At 63.4% G+C, this 18234-nt stretch carries 21 protein-coding genes; 8 read left to right on the top strand and 13 right to left on the bottom strand.

Translation table 11 applies throughout. From position 1 onward, the window contains the following. Positions 1 to 105: 105 nt before the first annotated feature. The 4 genes from xylB to FJW03_RS30130 all read right to left on the bottom strand — a co-directional run bounded on the left by xylB (position 106) and on the right by FJW03_RS30130 (position 3970). The gene (gene xylB, locus FJW03_RS25970) at positions 106 to 1560 is read right to left on the bottom strand and encodes a xylulokinase (RefSeq protein ID WP_140766857.1); all 1455 of its coding nucleotides are present in this window, start codon (positions 1558 to 1560) and stop codon (positions 106 to 108) included. A 79-nt stretch (positions 1561 to 1639) separates the two neighbouring features. Beyond that, the gene (locus tag FJW03_RS25965; RefSeq protein ID WP_140766858.1) at positions 1640 to 2965 is read right to left on the bottom strand and encodes a tetratricopeptide repeat protein; all 1326 of its coding nucleotides are present in this window, start codon (positions 2963 to 2965) and stop codon (positions 1640 to 1642) included. Positions 2966 to 3067: 102 nt separating this feature from the next. Further along, complete coding sequence (locus tag FJW03_RS25960; protein WP_140766859.1) at positions 3068 to 3691, bottom strand: LysE family translocator; 624 nt, start codon at positions 3689 to 3691, stop codon at positions 3068 to 3070. A 156-nt stretch (positions 3692 to 3847) separates the two neighbouring features. Beyond that, the gene (locus tag FJW03_RS30130; RefSeq protein ID WP_140766860.1) at positions 3848 to 3970 is read right to left on the bottom strand and encodes a hypothetical protein; all 123 of its coding nucleotides are present in this window, start codon (positions 3968 to 3970) and stop codon (positions 3848 to 3850) included. A gap of 237 nt (positions 3971 to 4207) precedes the next feature. On the opposite strand from FJW03_RS30130, the gene FJW03_RS25955 reads away from it, so the two are divergent. The 4 genes from FJW03_RS25955 to FJW03_RS25940 all read left to right on the top strand — a co-directional run bounded on the left by FJW03_RS25955 (position 4208) and on the right by FJW03_RS25940 (position 8930). Continuing rightward, positions 4208 to 4975, top strand: a complete 768-nt coding sequence (locus FJW03_RS25955) for a L,D-transpeptidase (RefSeq protein WP_140766861.1) — start codon at positions 4208 to 4210, stop codon at positions 4973 to 4975. Between the two features lie 277 nt (positions 4976 to 5252). Continuing rightward, positions 5253 to 6419: a diphosphate--fructose-6-phosphate 1-phosphotransferase gene (locus FJW03_RS25950; RefSeq protein WP_140766862.1), complete on the top strand. Its 1167-nt coding sequence runs from the start codon at positions 5253 to 5255 to the stop codon at positions 6417 to 6419. 47 nt (positions 6420 to 6466) lie between these two features. Next, positions 6467 to 7198: an MBL fold metallo-hydrolase gene (locus FJW03_RS25945; RefSeq protein ID WP_140766874.1), complete on the top strand. Its 732-nt coding sequence runs from the start codon at positions 6467 to 6469 to the stop codon at positions 7196 to 7198. Positions 7199 to 7394: 196 nt separating this feature from the next. Continuing rightward, positions 7395 to 8930, top strand: a complete 1536-nt coding sequence (locus FJW03_RS25940; protein WP_140690878.1) for a DegQ family serine endoprotease — start codon at positions 7395 to 7397, stop codon at positions 8928 to 8930. Between the two features lie 56 nt (positions 8931 to 8986). Here the strand turns inward: FJW03_RS25940 and coaA are convergent, their stop codons facing one another. Genes coaA through hisB form a run of 9 tightly spaced genes read right to left on the bottom strand, consistent with a single transcriptional unit; the run spans position 8987 to position 14760 of the window. Further along, positions 8987 to 9946: a type I pantothenate kinase gene (gene coaA, locus FJW03_RS25935; protein ID WP_140606643.1), complete on the bottom strand. Its 960-nt coding sequence runs from the start codon at positions 9944 to 9946 to the stop codon at positions 8987 to 8989. A gap of 25 nt (positions 9947 to 9971) precedes the next feature. Further along, positions 9972 to 10295, bottom strand: a complete 324-nt coding sequence (locus FJW03_RS25930) for a phosphoribosyl-ATP diphosphatase (protein ID WP_140766863.1) — start codon at positions 10293 to 10295, stop codon at positions 9972 to 9974. Positions 10296 to 10355: 60 nt separating this feature from the next. Beyond that, positions 10356 to 11150: an imidazole glycerol phosphate synthase subunit HisF gene (hisF, locus tag FJW03_RS25925; protein ID WP_181168993.1), complete on the bottom strand. Its 795-nt coding sequence runs from the start codon at positions 11148 to 11150 to the stop codon at positions 10356 to 10358. Beyond that, complete coding sequence (locus FJW03_RS25920; protein WP_140766864.1) at positions 11147 to 11983, bottom strand: arginase family protein; 837 nt, start codon at positions 11981 to 11983, stop codon at positions 11147 to 11149. Before FJW03_RS25920 ends, hisF begins: the two co-directional genes overlap by 4 nt. After that, positions 11980 to 12729 carry a 1-(5-phosphoribosyl)-5-[(5-phosphoribosylamino)methylideneamino]imidazole-4-carboxamide isomerase gene (hisA, locus tag FJW03_RS25915; protein WP_140766865.1) on the bottom strand — a complete coding sequence of 250 codons (750 nt, stop codon included), beginning with the start codon at positions 12727 to 12729 and terminating at the stop codon, positions 11980 to 11982. Before hisA ends, FJW03_RS25920 begins: the two co-directional genes overlap by 4 nt. A 4-nt stretch (positions 12730 to 12733) precedes the next feature. Beyond that, positions 12734 to 13024 (bottom strand): DUF1330 domain-containing protein, encoded by a 291-nt coding sequence (locus tag FJW03_RS25910; protein ID WP_140766866.1) that lies wholly within the window; start codon positions 13022 to 13024, stop codon positions 12734 to 12736. 3 nt (positions 13025 to 13027) lie between these two features. Continuing rightward, positions 13028 to 13678, bottom strand: a complete 651-nt coding sequence (gene hisH / locus FJW03_RS25905; protein ID WP_140690891.1) for an imidazole glycerol phosphate synthase subunit HisH — start codon at positions 13676 to 13678, stop codon at positions 13028 to 13030. Between the two features lies 1 nt (position 13679). Continuing rightward, positions 13680 to 14156 carry a DUF2628 domain-containing protein gene (locus tag FJW03_RS25900; RefSeq protein ID WP_140766867.1) on the bottom strand — a complete coding sequence of 159 codons (477 nt, stop codon included), beginning with the start codon at positions 14154 to 14156 and terminating at the stop codon, positions 13680 to 13682. A gap of 4 nt (positions 14157 to 14160) precedes the next feature. Continuing rightward, positions 14161 to 14760 (bottom strand): imidazoleglycerol-phosphate dehydratase HisB, encoded by a 600-nt coding sequence (gene hisB / locus FJW03_RS25895; RefSeq protein WP_140766868.1) that lies wholly within the window; start codon positions 14758 to 14760, stop codon positions 14161 to 14163. Positions 14761 to 15003: 243 nt separating this feature from the next. On the opposite strand from hisB, the gene hslV reads away from it, so the two are divergent. From hslV to hslU, 4 genes are all read left to right on the top strand, one after another. After that, entirely contained in the window at positions 15004 to 15555 is a 552-nt protein-coding gene (gene hslV / locus FJW03_RS25890; RefSeq protein ID WP_140766869.1) for an ATP-dependent protease subunit HslV, read from the top strand. A gap of 72 nt (positions 15556 to 15627) precedes the next feature. Next, positions 15628 to 16137, top strand: coding sequence for a GNAT family N-acetyltransferase (locus FJW03_RS25885; protein ID WP_140766870.1), 510 nt, complete (start codon positions 15628 to 15630; stop codon positions 16135 to 16137). A 3-nt stretch (positions 16138 to 16140) separates the two neighbouring features. After that, entirely contained in the window at positions 16141 to 16740 is a 600-nt protein-coding gene (locus tag FJW03_RS25880; RefSeq protein ID WP_140766871.1) for a DUF2585 domain-containing protein, read from the top strand. Positions 16741 to 16744: 4 nt separating this feature from the next. Next, positions 16745 to 18055, top strand: a complete 1311-nt coding sequence (gene hslU, locus FJW03_RS25875; protein ID WP_140766872.1) for an ATP-dependent protease ATPase subunit HslU — start codon at positions 16745 to 16747, stop codon at positions 18053 to 18055. Positions 18056 to 18234 lie beyond the last annotated feature (179 nt).

Below are 18234 nucleotides of genomic sequence, written 5' to 3'. Positions count from 1 at the left end.
CGCCAATCGCCCGCATTGAAAAAAGCGCGGCAGCGCCGAAGCTGCCAATCTCCCCCCTTGCGGGGGAGATGCCCGGCAGGGCAGAGGGGGGTGCCTCGCGCCAGCTCACGCGGTTACGGCCTTGATTGCCGGATAGAGCGCGCGGTAGCGGTGATAGGCATCCGCGTAAGCGCCGCCGAGCGCGGCATCCGGCTCGATCATGGCATCTGTCCTCGGCGCGGCGCAAACGGCCAGCGGATCGGCGCCGGTCGCGGCGATCAGGCCGAGGCGCGCCGCACCGAAGGCGGCGCCGAAATCGCCGTCGGCGGGAATATCGACCGGCATCTGCAGCGCGGTGGCGATCGCCTTCAGCCAGTAGCGCGAGCGCGAGCCGCCGCCGATCGCCGTCACCCGCGTGAGCGTGGTGCCGGCTTTCTTCAGGGCTTCGAGGCTGTCGCGGAAGGCAAAGGCGACGCCTTCGAGCACGGCTTGCGTCAGCACGGCGCGGCTCGATTCATGGGCCAACCCGGTGAAGGAACCACGAATGGCGGAATCATTGTGCGGTGTGCGCTCGCCCGAGAGGTAGGGCAGGAAGGACACGCCGCTCGGCGCCTTCAGCACGTCGCCGAGTTCCGATGTCAACTCGCCCGCCCCTTTGCCGGTAATTTCCGACAGCCAGTTGAGCGAATCGGTCGCCGACAGGATGACACCCATCTGATGCCAGGTGTTTGGCAGGGCATGGCAGAAGGTGTGGACCGCGCTTGCCGGGTTCGGCAGATAGGATGCGTTGGCGGCGAACAGCACCCCAGACGTGCCGAGCGAGACGAAAGCATGGCCGGCGCCGACCGTGCCCATGCCGCAAGCGGAAGCAGCATTGTCGCCGGCGCCTCCGGCAATGGGGATGCCGGCCTCCACGCCCCATTTCGATGCGAGTTCGGCGCGCAACGCGCCGGCCTTTCCGGTGCCCTCGACCAGAGACGGCATGTGCTTCTCGTCAAGAGAGGTGGCCGCGAGCAGGTCCGCGGACCAGCGGCGCTTGCCGACATCGAGCCAGGAGGTACCGGCAGAATCCGACATTTCCGAAATATGTTCGCCAGTGAGCCAAAGCCGCAGGAAATCCTTTGGCAGCAACACCTTCGCCACCTTGGCAAAGACGGCGGGCTCATTGTTTTCCACCCAGGCGAGTTTCGGCGCGGTGAAGCCAGGGAAAACGATGTTGCCGGTGAGTTTGCGGAAGCGCGGATCGGCGTCGAGCGCTGCCGCCTCGACATGGCTGCGCGTGTCGTTCCACAGAATGCAGGGGCGCAGCACCTTGTCGGCCGCATCGAGCAAGGTCGCGCCATGCATCTGGCCCGACAGGCCGATGCCTTTCACCGCCGCCAACTGCTCGGGATGGGATGCCTTCAGTTCGGCGATCGCGTCCTCGCAGGCGCGTATCCAGTGCGACGGGTCCTGCTCGGACCAGCCGGGATGCGGCCGCGAGACGTCAAGTGAACCATGGCCGGAGCCGATGACGGTCTGTCCGGCATCGATCAGCAGCGCCTTGACGCCCGACGTGCCCAGATCGATGCCGAGAAACATGTTTTCCTCCCACTATCATTTTTTCGGAACTCGAAAAAATCCCGGCCGAGCCAGTTTCTAAGGCAAGATAAGCTCCGGGTCAATTCTCTGACAAATCGGCCGCGCGCCGCGAAAACAACGCCGCCAGCGGACTGTCCGGCCGCGCCATCGAACGCTCGGCCGTGAGCGCCGTGGCGAGCGCGCCGTCACCGGCCCTTAGCGCCGCTTCGATCAGCGTCAGGTCGATGACGTCGCGCTGTGCGTGGCTGCCGCCGAAACGGTTGGCGATCGCCCGAATCGGCCGGATCAGGCCTATGGCCTCAGGGTAATTGCCTTCGCCGAACGCCTTGATTCCCAGCGTCAAGGGATGGCCGACATCCCGGGTGAACGTGGCATTGTCGTCATTACCGGCCATGGCCTCGCGCTGCGCCTCGAGCAGGGTCCGGACCGGCGCGTCGAGCCCGGCGCCGACAAAGGCCATCATCGCATGCGCGTCGTTGAAGGCGTAGTTGGCGGCGCCGGCCTTGGGAGCCCAATTGGCGGCCAGCGCTGCCCAGCGGTCACCGACATCGGCGCCGCCGAGATAAAGCCGCCACAGGATCGCCGAGGCATCGACCATGTTGAGCGCCAGCATCGATCGCGCGCCGTAGATAGGACCGTCATAGAGCGCCAGCACCTCATCGGTATCGCCGAGGTCATAGTGGAACAGCGCCAGGTGCCACCAATTGTGCACCTTGAGGAAGCTCTCCCTTGTCCATGCTTCCGGATTGGCGCGCATCCAGGCGATGCCATCCCTTTGCCGGCTTTGCATTTCCATGACATGCGCCACGGCGTGCTGCGCCCAGCCGTCGCGCGGCTCGATCTCGACCGCCGTGCGGCCGAGCTTTTCGGCCCGTATGTACTCGCCCATCTCCTCCAGCCCGAAGGCCTGCATGCCGAGAATGGCATGGTAACCTGGCATGTCGCTTTGCCATGACGGCGAGGCGCGCGCGATGCGATCATGCAGCATACGGGCGTTGCCGGTGAAGAAGTCGATCTGGTGCCCGACCTGCAGCGCCACCGCGTCGAGCGGGAAGTCGATGGCGATGTCATCAAGAATGCCCGCGGCCTCGTGCCAGCGCCCGTTGGCGAGGCGGCCGAGGGCCGAGACATGCGCCTGCTCGCGCTTTGTCGCGGCAAGTGGCAGCGCCGCCTCATGGCAGGCCCTTGCCACCGCCATTGCCTCGCGCTCGGTGGCAAGGCCAAAGAGATAGCCCTTGAAGACATGCGCCATCACAAAACCGGGATCCTGCGTGATAGCGCGGTCGACGGCAGCCACCGGATCGCCGATAAAGCATTGCAATTGGCGCACCGCCTGGCTGTAGGGTGCGAACCCCGCTTCCGTCGCGCCTGAAAATGCCAGGCCGAATGCATCCTTGATTGGCATGCCTCGTCTTCCAAGGGCCGTGTAAGGTCCGATCCTAGAGCATGATCAGCGGCCACGCCAAGCCCAGCGTCGCGGCAAGCGGTCACCCGGTTGCTTGAACCTCTAATTGCCCGAACGCATCGCCGCCGTGGCGATGCCGGCGCCGACCAGCAGCGTGCCGCCGGTGCGATTGAAGATGCGGATCGCTTTGGGATTGCGCACAACGGCATGTGCCCGCGAAGCGACCAGCGCGTAGCCGAACGCATTGGTGAAGGCCAGCGCCAGGAAGGTCGACTCGAAGATCAGCATCTGCGGCCAGAAGTCGGCATGCCGGTCGAGGAACTGCGGCAGGAAGGCGACGAAGAAGGTGATGCTTTTCGGATTGAGCGCGGTGACCAGCCAGGCATGCGCCATCATCCTCGCGGAGGAAACCGCATCCGTGCGCGGCTCGGCCTTGAGCGCGCCGCCGGCGCGGAACAGTTTCACGCCGAGATAGATCAGATAGCCGGCGCCGATCAGCTTCAGGATGGTGAAGACACCAGCCGAAGCGGCCAGCAGGGCGCCAATGCCCAGCATCGACAGGGTCATGGCGGTGAAGTCGCCCAGCGCGACGCCAACGGCCATCGGCAGGGCGGTGCGCCAGCCCTGGCCCAGCGCATAGGACACGACCAGCAGGATGGTCGGGCCCGGAATGATGAGAAGGATCGTCGACGCGGCGGCGAAAGCGGCCCAGTTTTCGAAGGACATGTCTGTCTCCCTTGGGTTAAGGAAAAGGATAAATCCTGAGCCCTGGGAGAATGTAAAGGGGCCTGGTTTTTGTTTTACGCAAAATACGCGCGCAAAACCGCCATGCGGTTTTCCTGGGATTGCCGCGCCATCAATTGCGCCAACGGCAGGTCGGCGTCAGTTCGCGACGCCCAGCCTGCTCACGATATCGGCCAGGCTGACATTGGCACCGAGAACCATGGCCGCCGCGACAATGGCAGCGGCAAAAAGCTTGATGTCGGCTTTTAACGTCTTGCACATGGAGGTCCCTCACTAATCGCCTGGATACCTAGGAACGGCCGGCGTCTTGATTATGACCCACCCAGGTCTTTTCGTGCAGGACCTCTCGGTTGGTGGCCCGCCGGGGCTAGCCATACGCCGCTGGGCAGCGCGCAAATGCAGGCGGTGCAAGGCATTCACGCTTTATCAACCATGAATGACGAAAATGCCTGACATTGGCCGGACCGTGCTTCCCGCCGACAGCGTAGGGTTGGGTATATGCGTGAGTTGCCGCAAGGTCCGACGCCATCACGAAACGGCGACGCGATCGAAACCGATATTCTTCTCTCCCGCCGCGCCATTTTGTCTGGCGCAGGCGCATTGGCTTTGCTCGGCGTCGCCGGATGCTCGACGTCGGGCGGCGACCTGCCGGCACTTCAGCTCGACGACACGGTCACCGGCTCGGTGCGGCCGATCCGCCCCGCGATCAGCGTCGACAAGAACATCACCAGCCCCGACGTCATGTATGCCGGTTTGACCGATGGCGGCTTCAACGTGCCTGAGGTGCCTTACCTGAAGGTCAAGCCGGAATTCCACCGCCAGATCGTCGTCGATCCTACCGGCGAGGCACCCGGCACCATCGTCGTGCGCCTGCAGGAGCGCAAGCTCTATCTCGTCCAGACTGGCGGCGACGCCATCCGCTACGGCGTCGGCATCGGCAAGGACGGTTTTCCCTGGTCGGGCCGCGCCAACATCCAGTACGGCCGGGAATGGCCGACCTGGACGCCGCCGCCCGAAATGATCGCCCGCAAGCCTGAACTGGTGAAATGGCAGGGCGGCCAGCCCGGCGGCCTCACCAATCCGCTCGGCGCCCGCGCGCTCTACATCTACCAGAACGGCAAGGATACGGGCTACCGCATCTACGGCTCGCCCGAGTGGTGGAGCATCGGCCAAGCGATGTCGTCGGGCTGCGTGCGCCTGATCAACCAGGACATCATCGACCTCTACAGCCGCGTTTCGAAGAAAAACCCGGTCGTCGTCGTCTGATCGTTTCAGGCCGCCGGCGGCCGCCTTCTGTTCTGGTTTGAGCATGATCTTTTCCGAAAACCGATCCCCGCTTTTCGGGATCATGCTCCGGATTCTGCCGTTGCGCGACGCCGCAAGACAGGCGAAGGTGGGCTGAAAATCATCGCCTGGAGCCGGATGATTTCAGGTCCATTCGACCTGGAATCTGAATCCGTCTTCAAATCCAGGAAATAGAACATGATGTCGTCCGAAATCCGCTTCACACTTTTCGGCATCATGCTCTAGGGAGAGATCAAGCATGGCCGGAACCTTCGTCATCGCGCAGGGCGGCGGCCCGACCGCCGTCATCAACCAGACGGTTGTGGGCGCCACGCTGGAGATCCGCAAAAAGCACCCCGGCGCCAAGGTGCTGGGCTCCATCCACGGCGTGCGCGGCATCCGAGACGGCAATTATGTGGACCTCTCCGCCATCCCGGAGGACCGGCTGCGGCTGATTGCCGGAACGCCAAGCGCGGCGCTGGGCTCGACGCGCGACAAGCCGGATGCCGCCTACTGCGAGGTCATCCTCGAGGGCCTGCAGAAGGCCGGCGCCGACGCCTTCATCTATATCGGCGGCAACGACACGTCGGGCACGCAACAGATCCTGACCGACGCCGCCGGCGGCAAGATCGCCTTTGTCCATGCGCCCAAGACCATCGACAATGATCTCGAGGAGAACGACCATACGCCGGGCTTCATCTCGGCGGCCGAATTCGTTGCCGGCGCCTTCCTGTCCGTGGACCTCGATTTTCGCGCCCTGCCCGGCATCTATGTCGGCATCGTCATGGGCCGGCATGCCGGCTTCCTGACCGCGGCGGCCGCCGCCTGGCAGCTTGATCCCGACAGCGGCCCGCACCTTGTCTACGTGCCGGAGCGGGCGTTCTCGGCGGCCGGCTTCATCGAAGACGTGCGGGCCACGCTCGACCGCTACAAGCGCTGTATCGTCGCCGTGTCGGAAGGCGTCAGCACAGCCGACGGCAAGGCATTGGTCGAAAGCCTGGTGCCCCCGGAGAAACTGGAACGCGACCAGCATGGCAACGTCAAGCTGTCGGGCAGCGACCTGCCGGCGGCGCTTGAAAGGGCCCTGGCCGACGGACTGCCAGGCAAGCGTGCCCGCGTCGATGCCCTTGGCTACATGCCGCGCGGCTATGTCGGCGCTATCAGCGCGGTCGATGCGCAGGAGGCTTTCGATGCCGGAGCCTTCGCCGTCTCTGTCGCCGAACAGGGCGGCGGCTCCGTGGCGCTGCAATATGACGGCACCAAAACGGTGTTGAAGAAGGTGCCGCTGAAGAATGTCGCCGGCAAGACCCGCCACATGCCGGATAATTTCATGAAGGCCGACGTCAACCAGCTGTCCGATGCCGGCATGGCCTACCTCAAGCGGCTGGTGCCGGAAAAATACAAGGTCGGGAAACCGTTCGTCTAATGCCCGGCTCACACTTGATGTCCGGCTCACACATCATGATGCCGGCAATGCCGGACTGGTTCAGCAAGAGTATCGTCGACGACAAGACGACGATGCTGACCGAACCGTTCGTGCATGGCTATGTGCGCGCCAATATCTGGCATCTGCACGGCCGCGACGCCGACCTTCTGGTCGACACCGGCATGGGCATCTGTCCGCTGGCGCCGGAGATCGAGACGCCAAATGGCAAGCCGCTTCTGGTGGTCGCGACGCACATCCATCTCGACCATGTCGGCTCGCTGCACGAATTTCCGCTGCGGGCCGGGCCAAGCATGAGTGCGGCGCAGTTCGAAACCATGGATGAGGCGGCGACCTACGCCTACATGTTCCACAACCTCGAAGGCGCCGTCTCGAAACTGCCGGCGCCAGGCTGGAGGTCGGCTGATTACAAGATACCACCGGCGCCATTGACGCGGACGCTTGGCGAAGGCGACGTCGTCGATCTCGGCGACCGGCACTTCCGCGTCCTACATCTGCCTGGACATTCGCCGGATTCGATCGCGCTGTTCGACGAGGCCGACGGCCTGTTCTTCAGTGGCGATGCCATCTACGACGACACGCTGATCGACGATCTGCCGGATTCCGACCGCGCCGCCTATATCAGCACCATGCGGCGCCTGCTCGACCTGCCGATCCGTATCGGCCATGGCGGCCATGGCCCGAGCTTCGACGGCAAACGCATGCGCGAGATCGCGTCGGCCTATCTTAATCGCCATGACGGGTCCGTGAGCCCGTGCTGAATTAAATCTTCGTAAGGTCGGCCCAAAACCCTAAATCAGGCCGATCCACGCCCTAGATAACTGGTTGTCGATCCGGCCGGCCGCCATGTACGGCGAGGCAGGCGATCCCGGTGGTCGACACGCCGACAGGCGCGGCTCCCAAGTGCGCCTGCGGCGCCGGTTCAACGCTCGCCCGGACAGAACGACCATGTCACCCATGAGCATTCTTCGCAGACATCGCGTCGCGGCCCTGCTGGGCGCTGCGCTGATCATCTCCCCCGTCGTCGTCTCATTCGCCCAGAACACCGGCAACACCGGCTTGAGCACCGTCGCTGCGACGACCCAGACTCCCGTCGTGGGGACCAAGGCCCCTAATGGTTCGCTGGCGCCGGTCGTGGCCACCACCAAGCCGGCCGTCGTGACGGTCACAACGGTCATGAAGGCACAGGCACAAACCATGGGCGAACCCTCGCCCTTCGGCGGCAATTCGCCTTTCGATGACTATTTCCGCCAGTTCTTCGGTGATCAGGGCGCTCCGATGCCCAGAACGCCGCCCCAGCAGGTACCGCGCCAGGAAGCCCTCGGATCCGGCTTCATCGTGGGCGCGGATGGCACCATCGTGACCAACAACCACGTCGTCGACGGCGCCACTTCGATCAAGGTCACGCTCGACGACGGCACCGAGCTTCCCGCCACGCTGGTCGGGCACGATGCCAAGAACGATCTGGCGGTGCTCAAGATTAAGACCGACAAGCCGCTGCCCACCATAAAATGGGGCGATTCCGACAAGCTGATGACCGGCGACCAGGTGCTGGCGATCGGCAATCCGTTCGGCATCGGCACCACCGTCACCTCCGGCATCGTCTCGGCGCGAGGCCGCGACCTGCACAGCGGACCGTTCGACGATTTCATCCAGATCGATGCTCCGATCAACCACGGCAATTCCGGTGGTCCACTGGTCGACGTGAACGGCAATGTCGTCGGCATCAACACGGCGATCTACTCACCCAACGGCGGCAGCGTCGGCGTCGGTTTCGCCATTCCGTCCGACCAGGCCCAGAAGGTGGTCGCCAAGCTGATGAAGGGCGGCAACATCGAATACGGCTATCTTGGCGTCGAGATCCAGCCTGTGACCCCGGATGTAGCCAGCGCCATCGGGCTCGATCATCCCGGCGGCGCTCTGGTCTCTCAGGTCAATGATGGCTCGCCCGCGGCCAAGGCAGGCGTCGAGAGTGGCGATGTCATCACCGGCTTCGCCGGACAGGACGTGAAAGACCCCAAGGACCTGTCGCGGGCCGTCGCCGACGTCGCGCCGGGCGTCAAGGAAACGCTTCAGGTCTGGCGCAAGGGCAAGGCCATGCAGATTTCCGTCGATGTCGGGCGCAACCAGGACGAGGTGAAGACGGCATCGACTGGCAATTCCGGCGCGCCGAGCGCCGAGCAGGGCACGCGCGCGCCGGCGATCGGCCTCGGCCTGATGGACATCACACCCGATATCCGCCAGCAGATGAACCTCGCCGAGAATGAGCATGGGGCGGTGGTTGCGAGCGTCAATCCTGACAAGCCGGCGGCCGCCGCCGGCATCCAGCCTGGCGATATCATCGTCGCCGTCAATCAGGCGCCGGTGAAGAGCGTCAGACAAGTGACACAGGCGATCGCCCAGGCCAGCAAATCAGGCCGCAAATCGGTGTTGCTGCTGGTGGAACGCGACGGTGGCCAGATCTACGTCGCCGTGCCATTCGCCAATGGCTGAGCCGTGGCGCTGATTTGAACAGCGGCGTGGCGGGCTCGTCGGCGACGAGCCCGCCGTTACAGTTTGCGCAGCGCCACTTCCTCGACCAGATGGTCGGCGCCCTTGCGCAGGATCAGGTCGGCGCGGGCGCGCGTCGGCAGGATGTTTTCGCGCAGGTTCTTCAGATTGATGTTGGTCCACAGGCCCTCCGCGATCGCGCGGGCCGAATCCTCCGACAGCTGCGAATAGCGATGGAAGAAGGAGTCCGGATTGCGGAAAGCGGTCTCGCGCAGCCGCATGAAGCGCGAGATGTACCACTGATGGATCAGCTTCTCGTCGGCATCGATGTAGATGGCGAAATCGAAGAAGTCCGACAGAAAAGGCACGATCTTGCCGTCCTGCGGCAGCTTGCCCGGTTGCAGGACATTGATACCCTCGAAGATCAGGATATCCGGGCGGTCGATGGTGACGAACTCGCCGGGAATGACGTCATAGGTGAGATGCGAATAAACCGGCGCCTGGACGCTGCTCTGCGCCGATTTGATGCCCGAGAGGAAGCGCAGCAGCGCGCCGACATCGTAGCTGTCGGGAAAACCCTTGCGTTCCATCAGGTTTTCGCGGCGCAGCACCTCATTGGGCAGCAGGAAGCCGTCGGTGGTGATGAGATCGACCTTGGGACTCGACGGCCAGCGTGCCAGGAGTTCCTTCAGCACGCGCGCCGTGGTCGATTTGCCGACCGCAACGGAACCGGCGACGCCAATGATGAACGGCGTCTTGACCACGTCGACGGCGTTGAAGAAGGCCTGGCGCTGCCGGAACAGAAGCTGACTCGCCTCGACATGGGCGGACAGGAGCCGCGACAGCGACAGATAGATGCGCTTGACCTCTTCGAGGTCAACCGGATCGTTGAGCGAACGCAGGCGGCGGAACTCGTCCTCGCTCAGCGTCAGCGGCGTGTCGGCGCGGAATTGCGACCATTGCTCGGCCGAGAAGAAACGAAAGGGGGAATATTTCTCGGTTTGCGCGAGCTGATCCATCGAGTTTCCTGTCCCTTCCTCGCGATCAGCCCTTGGGCCGCGACGCCTTCTCGGCGATGCCCGAGCGCCCGGTGCGGCTCTCAAGCTCCTTGAGCACGTCGCCCAATGGCACACCCGAAATGCCGAGAACGACAAGCCAATGATATATGAGATCGGCACTTTCCGAAACGAGAGCCGGCTTGTCGCCGTGAACAGCGGCGATCACCGTCTCGACCGCCTCCTCGCCGAGCTTCTGTGCCGCCTTGTCGATGCCGCGCGCGAACAGTTTTGCCGTCCACGAGTCGGGATCGCCGGATTCGGCGCGCTCCCGGACGATTTTTTCCAGATCGGACAGAGAAAACTCGGCCATGGCTGCCTATCTTCTTGTTTAGGCCTGATCTTTCCCGAAAGCCGGCTTCGGGATCATGCTCTAGGACCTGTTGCCGAGGGAGTCCAGCCGCATCGGCAGGCCGGCCTCAGCCATATGCGCCTTGGCTTCGGCGATCGTATAGGTGCCGAAATGGAAGATGGATGCGGCGAGCACGGCACCGGCATGACCATCGCGAATGCCTTCGACCATGTGATCGAGCGTGCCGACACCGCCGGACGCGATGACCGGCGCGCGCACCGCGTCCGCAATCGCGCGGGTGAGCGCAATATCATAGCCGGCCTTGGTGCCGTCGCGGTCCATGGAGGTCAGCAGGATCTCGCCGGCGCCGCGATCGACCATTTGCCGGGCGAATTCCACCGCATCGATGCCGGTCTTCTCACGCCCGCCATGGGTGAATATCTCCCAGCGGTCGATCTCGCCGGGGCCGGACACTTTCTTGGCGTCGATGGCGACGACGATGCACTGGTTGCCGAACTTGTCGGCGGCCTCGGCGACGAAATCCGGATTTTTCACTGCGGCCGTGTTGATCGACACCTTGTCGGCGCCGGCCAGAAGCAGTTTCCTGATATCGGCGACCTGGCGCACGCCCCCGCCGACGGTCAGCGGCATGAAGCATTGCTCGGCGGTGCGGGCAACGACATCGAAGATGGTCTCGCGATTGTCCGACGACGCCGTGATGTCGAGAAAGCACAGCTCGTCGGCGCCGGCGGCGTCATAGGCCTTGGCCGCCTCGACCGGATCGCCGGCGTCGACGAGATCGACGAAGTTGACGCCCTTGACGACACGGCCGTCCTTGACGTCGAGGCAAGGGATGACGCGGGCTTTCAGCATCAGCGGCCCTCTATCGTGGCGATGAGATCGTTGAGCAACTGGCCGACCATCGGCGGCACATCGCCCTGGGCATCGAAGGCCGGATCGTAAGCGGAAACGGTGATGCCAACGACCGGCACCGAAAGCGCCATGGCACAGGTCGCGTCGCGCAACTGTTCCGGGTTCGGACCGCCGGGGGTGACGTAGCGGTTTACCTGCAGATCCTTCGGGTCATGCACGTCGAGATCGATATGCATGTGCACCCTTTCGGCGCCAGCGGCCTTCAGCTTTTCCGTCGCGTGCGCCCAGCCAGGACATTCCGTCTGGATGACGGGCAAAGTCTCGAGAAGTTTTTTCTCCGCCGGATCGAGATCGCGCGCGTTGACGAGCACGCAACGCTGGGGATCGATCGGCTTGAAGCCTGGGATGGACCCCGCCATCGGGCGCCAGCACAGGCCAAGCACGGTCGCCAGCGCCATGCCGTCGAGAAAGCCGTACATGGAGGTTTCGGGCGTGTTGAGGTCGCCATGCTGGTCGGCCCAGATGATCGCATCGGCGCCTTCGCCGGCTACGGCACCGGCTGATGTCAGGCAGTTTCCGGCGAGCACGATGGGAAACCGTCCCCTGTCGATGGCAATGCGGACCTCGCCGGAGACGGCGTTGCAGACGGCAAAGCCGGTGGCGATCTCGCGTTCCTGGTCATCGCCGACCTTGCCGATATCCTCGACGACGACGTCGTGGCCGGCCATGGTCAGCGCGTCGACCAACCCGCCCGATATCAGCGCATCCGGCCCTTGGCCCATGCCGCCGTGATAGTGCCCGCTATCATAAGAGGCGAGAATGATGGAGATTTTCACAACCGCGTCTCCACCGCCGCCTTGCCTTGCAGGATCGCCAGCGCCTCGGCCGGGTCGATACGGCCGTCATAGAGCGCGCGCCCGGAAATGGCGCCCTCGAGCTTCTGCGCATCCGGCATGGTCATGCGCACGATGTCGGCGATCGAGGCCAGGCCACCCGAAGCGATGATCGGGATCGACACGGCTTCGGCGAGGTCGATGGTGGCGTTCCAGTTGATGCCGGTGAGCACGCCGTCGCGGTCGATATCGGTGTAGATGATGGCGGCCACACCCACACCCTCGAATTTCCTGGCAAGTTCGATGACGCCGAGGCTGGAGGCTTCCGCCCAGCCCTCGACCGCAACCTTGCCGCCCTTGGCGTCGATGCCGACGGCGATCTTGCCCGGAAAGGCTTTGCAGGCCTGCTTGACCAGATCGGGATCGCGCACGGCGACCGTGCCAAGGATGACGCGGGCAAGGCCACGATCGAGCCAGTCCTCGATCTGGTCCAGCGTGCGGATGCCGCCGCCAAGCTGCACCGGGTTCTTCGTCGCCTTGAGAATGGCGCCGACAGCGGCGCTGTTGACGCTCTGGCCCTTGAAAGCGCCGTTGAGGTCGACGACGTGCAGCCATTCGAAGCCCTGTTCCTCGAAGGCTCTCGCCTGCGCGGCAGGATCATCGTTGTAGATGGTCGCGGTCGCCATGTCGCCGTGCTTGAGGCGCACGCATTGGCCGTCCTTGAGGTCGATGGCTGGAAACAGGATCATCCGTTCAAGCGCCTTCAACGATGACGAAAGGACCGGTCGAGGCGGTAAGCCGGAACTTCGAAGCATGCTGATATTCGGGCGAATGATAGCATTCGACCGCCTTGTCGAAGGAATCGAACTCGACCAGTACATGGCGGTTGCCGGTCGGCCCTTCCGGATTTTCATGGCGGCCGGCCCGCACAGCGAATTTCGCGCCATATTTCGCAAAGGCCGCGGCATTGGCCTCGATGTACTGTTTGTACAATTCGGGATCGCGAACATCGATCATCGCCATCCAATAGCCCTTCTTGCTCATGGTCTAGGGCCTCCAGCGCAGGAAATTGGCGATCAGCGCCAGGCCGAGCGCCTGGCTCTTTTCAGGATGGAACTGCGTGCCGACGAGATTGTCGCGGGCGACTGTCGCTGTCACCGGGCCACCATAGTCGGCCACAGCCAGCACTTCGTCCGGCTTTTGTGCATCGAGATGATAGGAATGGACGAAATAGGCATGCAGCCCGTGCGGCCCTGTTGGAATGCCGGCAAACAGCGGATGCTGGCGCGTGAGTTCGATCGTGTTCCAGCCGATCTGCGGGATCTTCAGCGCCGGATCGGCCGGCGTGATTTCCTTGACATCGCCCGATATCCAGCCAAAGCCGTTCGTCACGGTCTTTTCCAGGCCGCGCTCCGACATCAATTGCATGCCGACGCAGATGCCAAGGAACGGCCGCCCCTTGGCAATCGCCACCTCTTCCACCGCTTCCCACATGCCGGGGACAGCACGCAAGCCAGCCGCGCAGTCGGCATAGGCGCCGACGCCGGGCAGGACGATGCGGTCGGCGCTGCGCACCCGTTCGGCATCGGCCGTCAGGCCGATCTCAGTCGCAATGCCAGCTTCACGCGCGGCACGCTCGAAGGCCTTGGTGGCCGAGCGCAGATTGCCCGAACCATAATCGATGATCGCAACGCGCATGTCAGCGCCGTCCCGGAATATGGGTCAGCCCCAGTGCCATCCCGGGCTGCGCCGGGCGCGCCAGGGCGGCATCCGGAATCATTCGCGGTGCTGGTGGTGCTTCCTCCGGATGCTTCTCGACCTCCAGCGCATAACGCGTGTCGGCGTCGTCCAACCAGCCGGCCTCAACGACGCCCCATTCGTGCCAGCCGCGCCGGCGGAGTGCCGCAATGCGCAGTTCCTGCCCCTCCAGGCCGACATAGAGCGAGACGAGCAGCGACAGCAGCGAGCCGGCCCATCCAAGGCCAAGTCCTTGGCCAAGCATCGAAAGCACAGCCATGACGACGAAAGTGAGCGTCGCTTCGATCCACAGCCGGTTCCAGGCAAACCACAGCGGTGGCACCAGGAGACCGAGCCAGGTGAAGCCATCGCGGATGAAGGCCGTTGTGTCGACCTTTTCGCCGCGGCTGGGCGGTTCCATCACGACATAGGTGGCCATGAGGCTATCCCTTCAAAGATCCCTTGGTGGAGGGAACCGCGTCCGGCTGGCGCGGGTCGCGCTCCAGTGCCGCGCGCAACGCACGCGCCACCGCCTTGAAACAGGTCTCGGCGATATGGTGGTTGTTGGCGCCATAATGATTGGTGACATGCAGCGTGACGCCTGCATTCTGCGCCAGCGCCTGGAAGAATTCCCGCACCAGTTCGGTGTCGAAGGTGCCGATCTTCGGCGACGAGAACGACACATTCCAGACCAGGAACGGACGGCCGGACACGTCGATCGCCGCGCGCGTCAGCGTTTCGTCCATGGCAAGGTCGATCGAGGCATAGCGCATGATGCCGCGCCGCTCGCCCAGCGCCTTGGTCAAGGCCTGGCCGAGCGCGATGCCGGTATCCTCGACCGTGTGGTGATCGTCGATGTGCAGGTCGCCCTTCGTCCTGACAGTCATGTCGATCAGGGAATGGCGCGAGAGCTGGTCCAGCATGTGGTCGAAGAAGCCGACGCCCGTCGCAATGTCCGCCTTGCCCGAACCGTCGACATGGACCGACACGGAGATGTCGGTTTCCCTGGTCTTGCGGCTTGCTTCGGCGGATCGGGGTGCCATCACTCTATCCTTGTCCCAGCGGTGCACATCGTGACCGGTTCACGGGCCTCAAGCGCTCGCGGGCTTGAAAACGAAAGCCTTCTACCAGCATGATCCGGCGATTGCCAGTTGCCTTGCGTAGAGGTATCGGCCCTGCCGGAGAGGCGATTTGCAATCGTTCGCCCTATGCATACATATGGCCGATCAAAGTTACTCGTACCGCGCCAATCGCCTTTTTGGGATCGCGCGAATCGGAGCCAGGACATGTCTGATAATCTGACCATGCACGCCACGACCATCGTGACGGTGCGCAAGGGCAACAAGGTGGTGATCGCCGGCGACGGCCAGGTCAGCCTCGGCCAGACCATCATGAAGGGCAATGCCCGCAAGGTGCGCCGCATTGGCAAGGGCGGCAATGTGATTGCCGGTTTCGCAGGCGCCACGGCCGATGCCTTCACGCTTCTGGAACGGCTGGAAGCCAAACTTGAACAATATCCCGACCAGCTGACGCGCGCCTGCGTCGAGCTCGCCAAGGACTGGCGCACCGACCGCTATCTGCGCCGGCTGGAGGCGATGATGCTGGTGGCCGACAAGTCGGTCTCGCTGGCGCTGACCGGCACGGGCGACGTGCTGGAGCCCGAATTTGGCGTCATGGCAATCGGTTCGGGCGGCAACTACGCGTTGGCGGCTGCACGCGCCCTGATGGACACCGACAAGGACCCCGAGGAGATCGCCCGCAAGGCGATGCAGATCGCCTCCGACATCTGCGTCTACACCAACAACAATTTCGTTGTCGAAACGCTCGACGCCGCCTAAGAAGGCGGGCCATGATCCCCGAACCGCAGGACCACGTAAGCGAAAAGTGGCAACCGGTTTTCGGACAAGATCATGATCAAACAAGACCATGGCTATGATTTTCGGCCGGTGACCAAGAAGGACCTGCCGATGATCGCCGGCTGGCTGGCCGAACCGCATGTCGCGGAGTGGTGGGACGATCCGGAGACCGAACTCGCCGAGATCCGCGATCATATCGATTCGATTTCCGTCGAACCGCTGATCGTCGAGCTCGACGACAAGCCGATCGCCTATCTGCAGAGCTACGATCCGCATATGGAAGACGACCATCCCTATGCCGACCAGCCGTTCGGCACGCTGGGCATCGACCTTTCGATCGGCCCGCCGGAACTGGTCGGCATCGGCCACGGCTCGGCCATCGTGCGTCAGTTCATCGAGGCGTTGTTCGAGGAAGGCGTGCCGCGCGTCATCATCGACCCCGATCCGGCCAATATCCGGGCCATCCGCGCCTATGAAAAGGCCGGATTCAGGCCTATCGACCGCAGGCGATCCGAATATGGCGACGTCGTGCTGATGGCGATCGACGCTGAAGAGGGGCAGTAGGGCATGATCATTTCCGACGAGGACAAGAGTCTTTCGGCCTATGAAAACAGCTGGCGGATGGGCCTGCTGATCGTCGCCGGCCTGATTGCCGTCCAGGCCGTCACGCTCTACCTGATGGGCCATCCGCAGATCTGCACCTGCGGCTATGTGAAACTGTGGCATGGCGTGGTGAACAGTTCCGAGAATTCCCAGCATATTTCGGACTGGTACACCTTCTCGCATATCATCCACGGCTTCCTGTTCTACGCGCTGGCACGGCTCCTGTTCCCGGGCTCGCCGATCGGCTTGCGGCTGGCATTCGCCGTCCTGATCGAAGGCGGCTGGGAGTTGCTGGAGAACAGCCCTTTCATCATCGAGCGCTACCGCGCCGGCACCATATCGCTCGACTATTACGGCGACAGCATCATCAATTCGGTGTCCGACACACTGGCCATGGTGCTGGGATTTGTCATGGCGCGAAGGCTACCTATATGGGTGATCGTCAGCCTCGCCATCCTCTTTGAATTAAGTACCGGCTACCTCATCCGCGACAACCTGACACTCAACGTGATCATGCTGCTGCATCCGTTCGAGGCCATCAAGCAGTGGCAAAGTGGAATTTAGTGACATGAGCACATTTTCTCCCCGCGAAATCGTTTCGGAACTCGACCGCTTCATCATCGGCCAGAAGGACGCCAAGCGCGCCGTGGCCATTGCGCTCCGCAACCGCTGGCGCCGCCAGCAGTTGGAAGGGCAGATGCGCGAAGAGGTGATGCCCAAGAACATTCTGATGATCGGGCCGACCGGCGTCGGCAAGACCGAAATCTCGCGCCGCCTGGCGCGGTTGGCCGGGGCGCCCTTCGTCAAGGTCGAGGCGACCAAGTTCACCGAGGTCGGCTATGTCGGCCGGGATGTCGAGCAGATCGTGCGCGACCTTGTCGAGATCGCCATCGGCCTGGTGCGCGAGAAGATGCGCGAGGACGTCAAGGCGCGTGCCCACATCAACGCCGAGGAACGCGTGCTGGAGGCGCTGGTCGGCAAGACAGCGAGCCCGGCGACGCGTGACTCCTTCCGCAAGAAGCTGCGCGAAGGCGAGCTCGACGACAAGGAAATCGAGATCGAAGTGGCGGACACCGGCAATGGCGGCATGCCCGGCTTCGAGATCCCCGGCATGCCGGGCGCCAATATCGGCGTGCTCAACATCAACGACATGCTGTCGAAGGCGATGGGCGGCAAGAAGACCAAGCTGCGCAAGACGATGGTTAAGGAATCCTACGACCTGCTGGTCAGTGACGAGTCCGACAAGCTGCTCGACCAGGACGAGGTGGTGCGCCGGGCGCTCGATGCGACGGAAAACGATGGCATCGTCTTCCTCGACGAGATCGACAAGATCGCGGCTAGATCCGACATTTCCGGTGGCCCTTCCCGCGAAGGCGTGCAACGTGATCTGCTGCCGCTGGTCGAAGGCACGACGGTGGCGACCAAGTATGGACCGGTGAAGACCGATCATATCCTGTTCATCGCATCGGGTGCGTTCCACGTCTCGAAGCCGTCCGACCTTTTGCCGGAACTGCAGGGCCGCCTGCCGATCCGCGTCGAATTGCGCGCGCTGGAGAAGGAGGATTTCGTCCGTATCCTGACCGAGACCGAGGCCAGCCTGATCAAGCAGTATATCGCGTTGATGAAGACCGAGGGTGTCGACCTGACCTTCACCGACGACGCCATCGATTCGCTTGCCGGTGTGGCTGTCGACCTCAACGCCAGCATCGAGAATATCGGTGCTAGGCGGCTGCAGACGGTGATGGAGCGGGTGCTGGACGACATTTCCTACGACGCGCCGGACCGCCACGGCACGGCCGTCACCATCGATGCCGCCTACGTCGAGAAGCATGTGGGCGACCTGTCGCGAAACACAGATTTGTCGCGATTCATCCTTTAAACGCCAGCGCCGGAATGTTCCGGCGCCGGGATTGGAGCGCTGCGCGTCCTCTGGACGCGCAAAGGGCGCTCCAACAACTTTGACCGATGCTTCGGCACCGTTTCCGGCAAGAATCAATGTGTGGCCAGATGGTACCATCTGGCCACCTTTCGTCTCGCCGACCGAAGGGGCGCTCTCGA

Source organism: Mesorhizobium sp. B4-1-4, assembly GCF_006439395.2.
Classification (GTDB): domain Bacteria; phylum Pseudomonadota; class Alphaproteobacteria; order Rhizobiales; family Rhizobiaceae; genus Mesorhizobium.
This window is presented reverse-complemented; position numbering and strand designations above follow the sequence as displayed.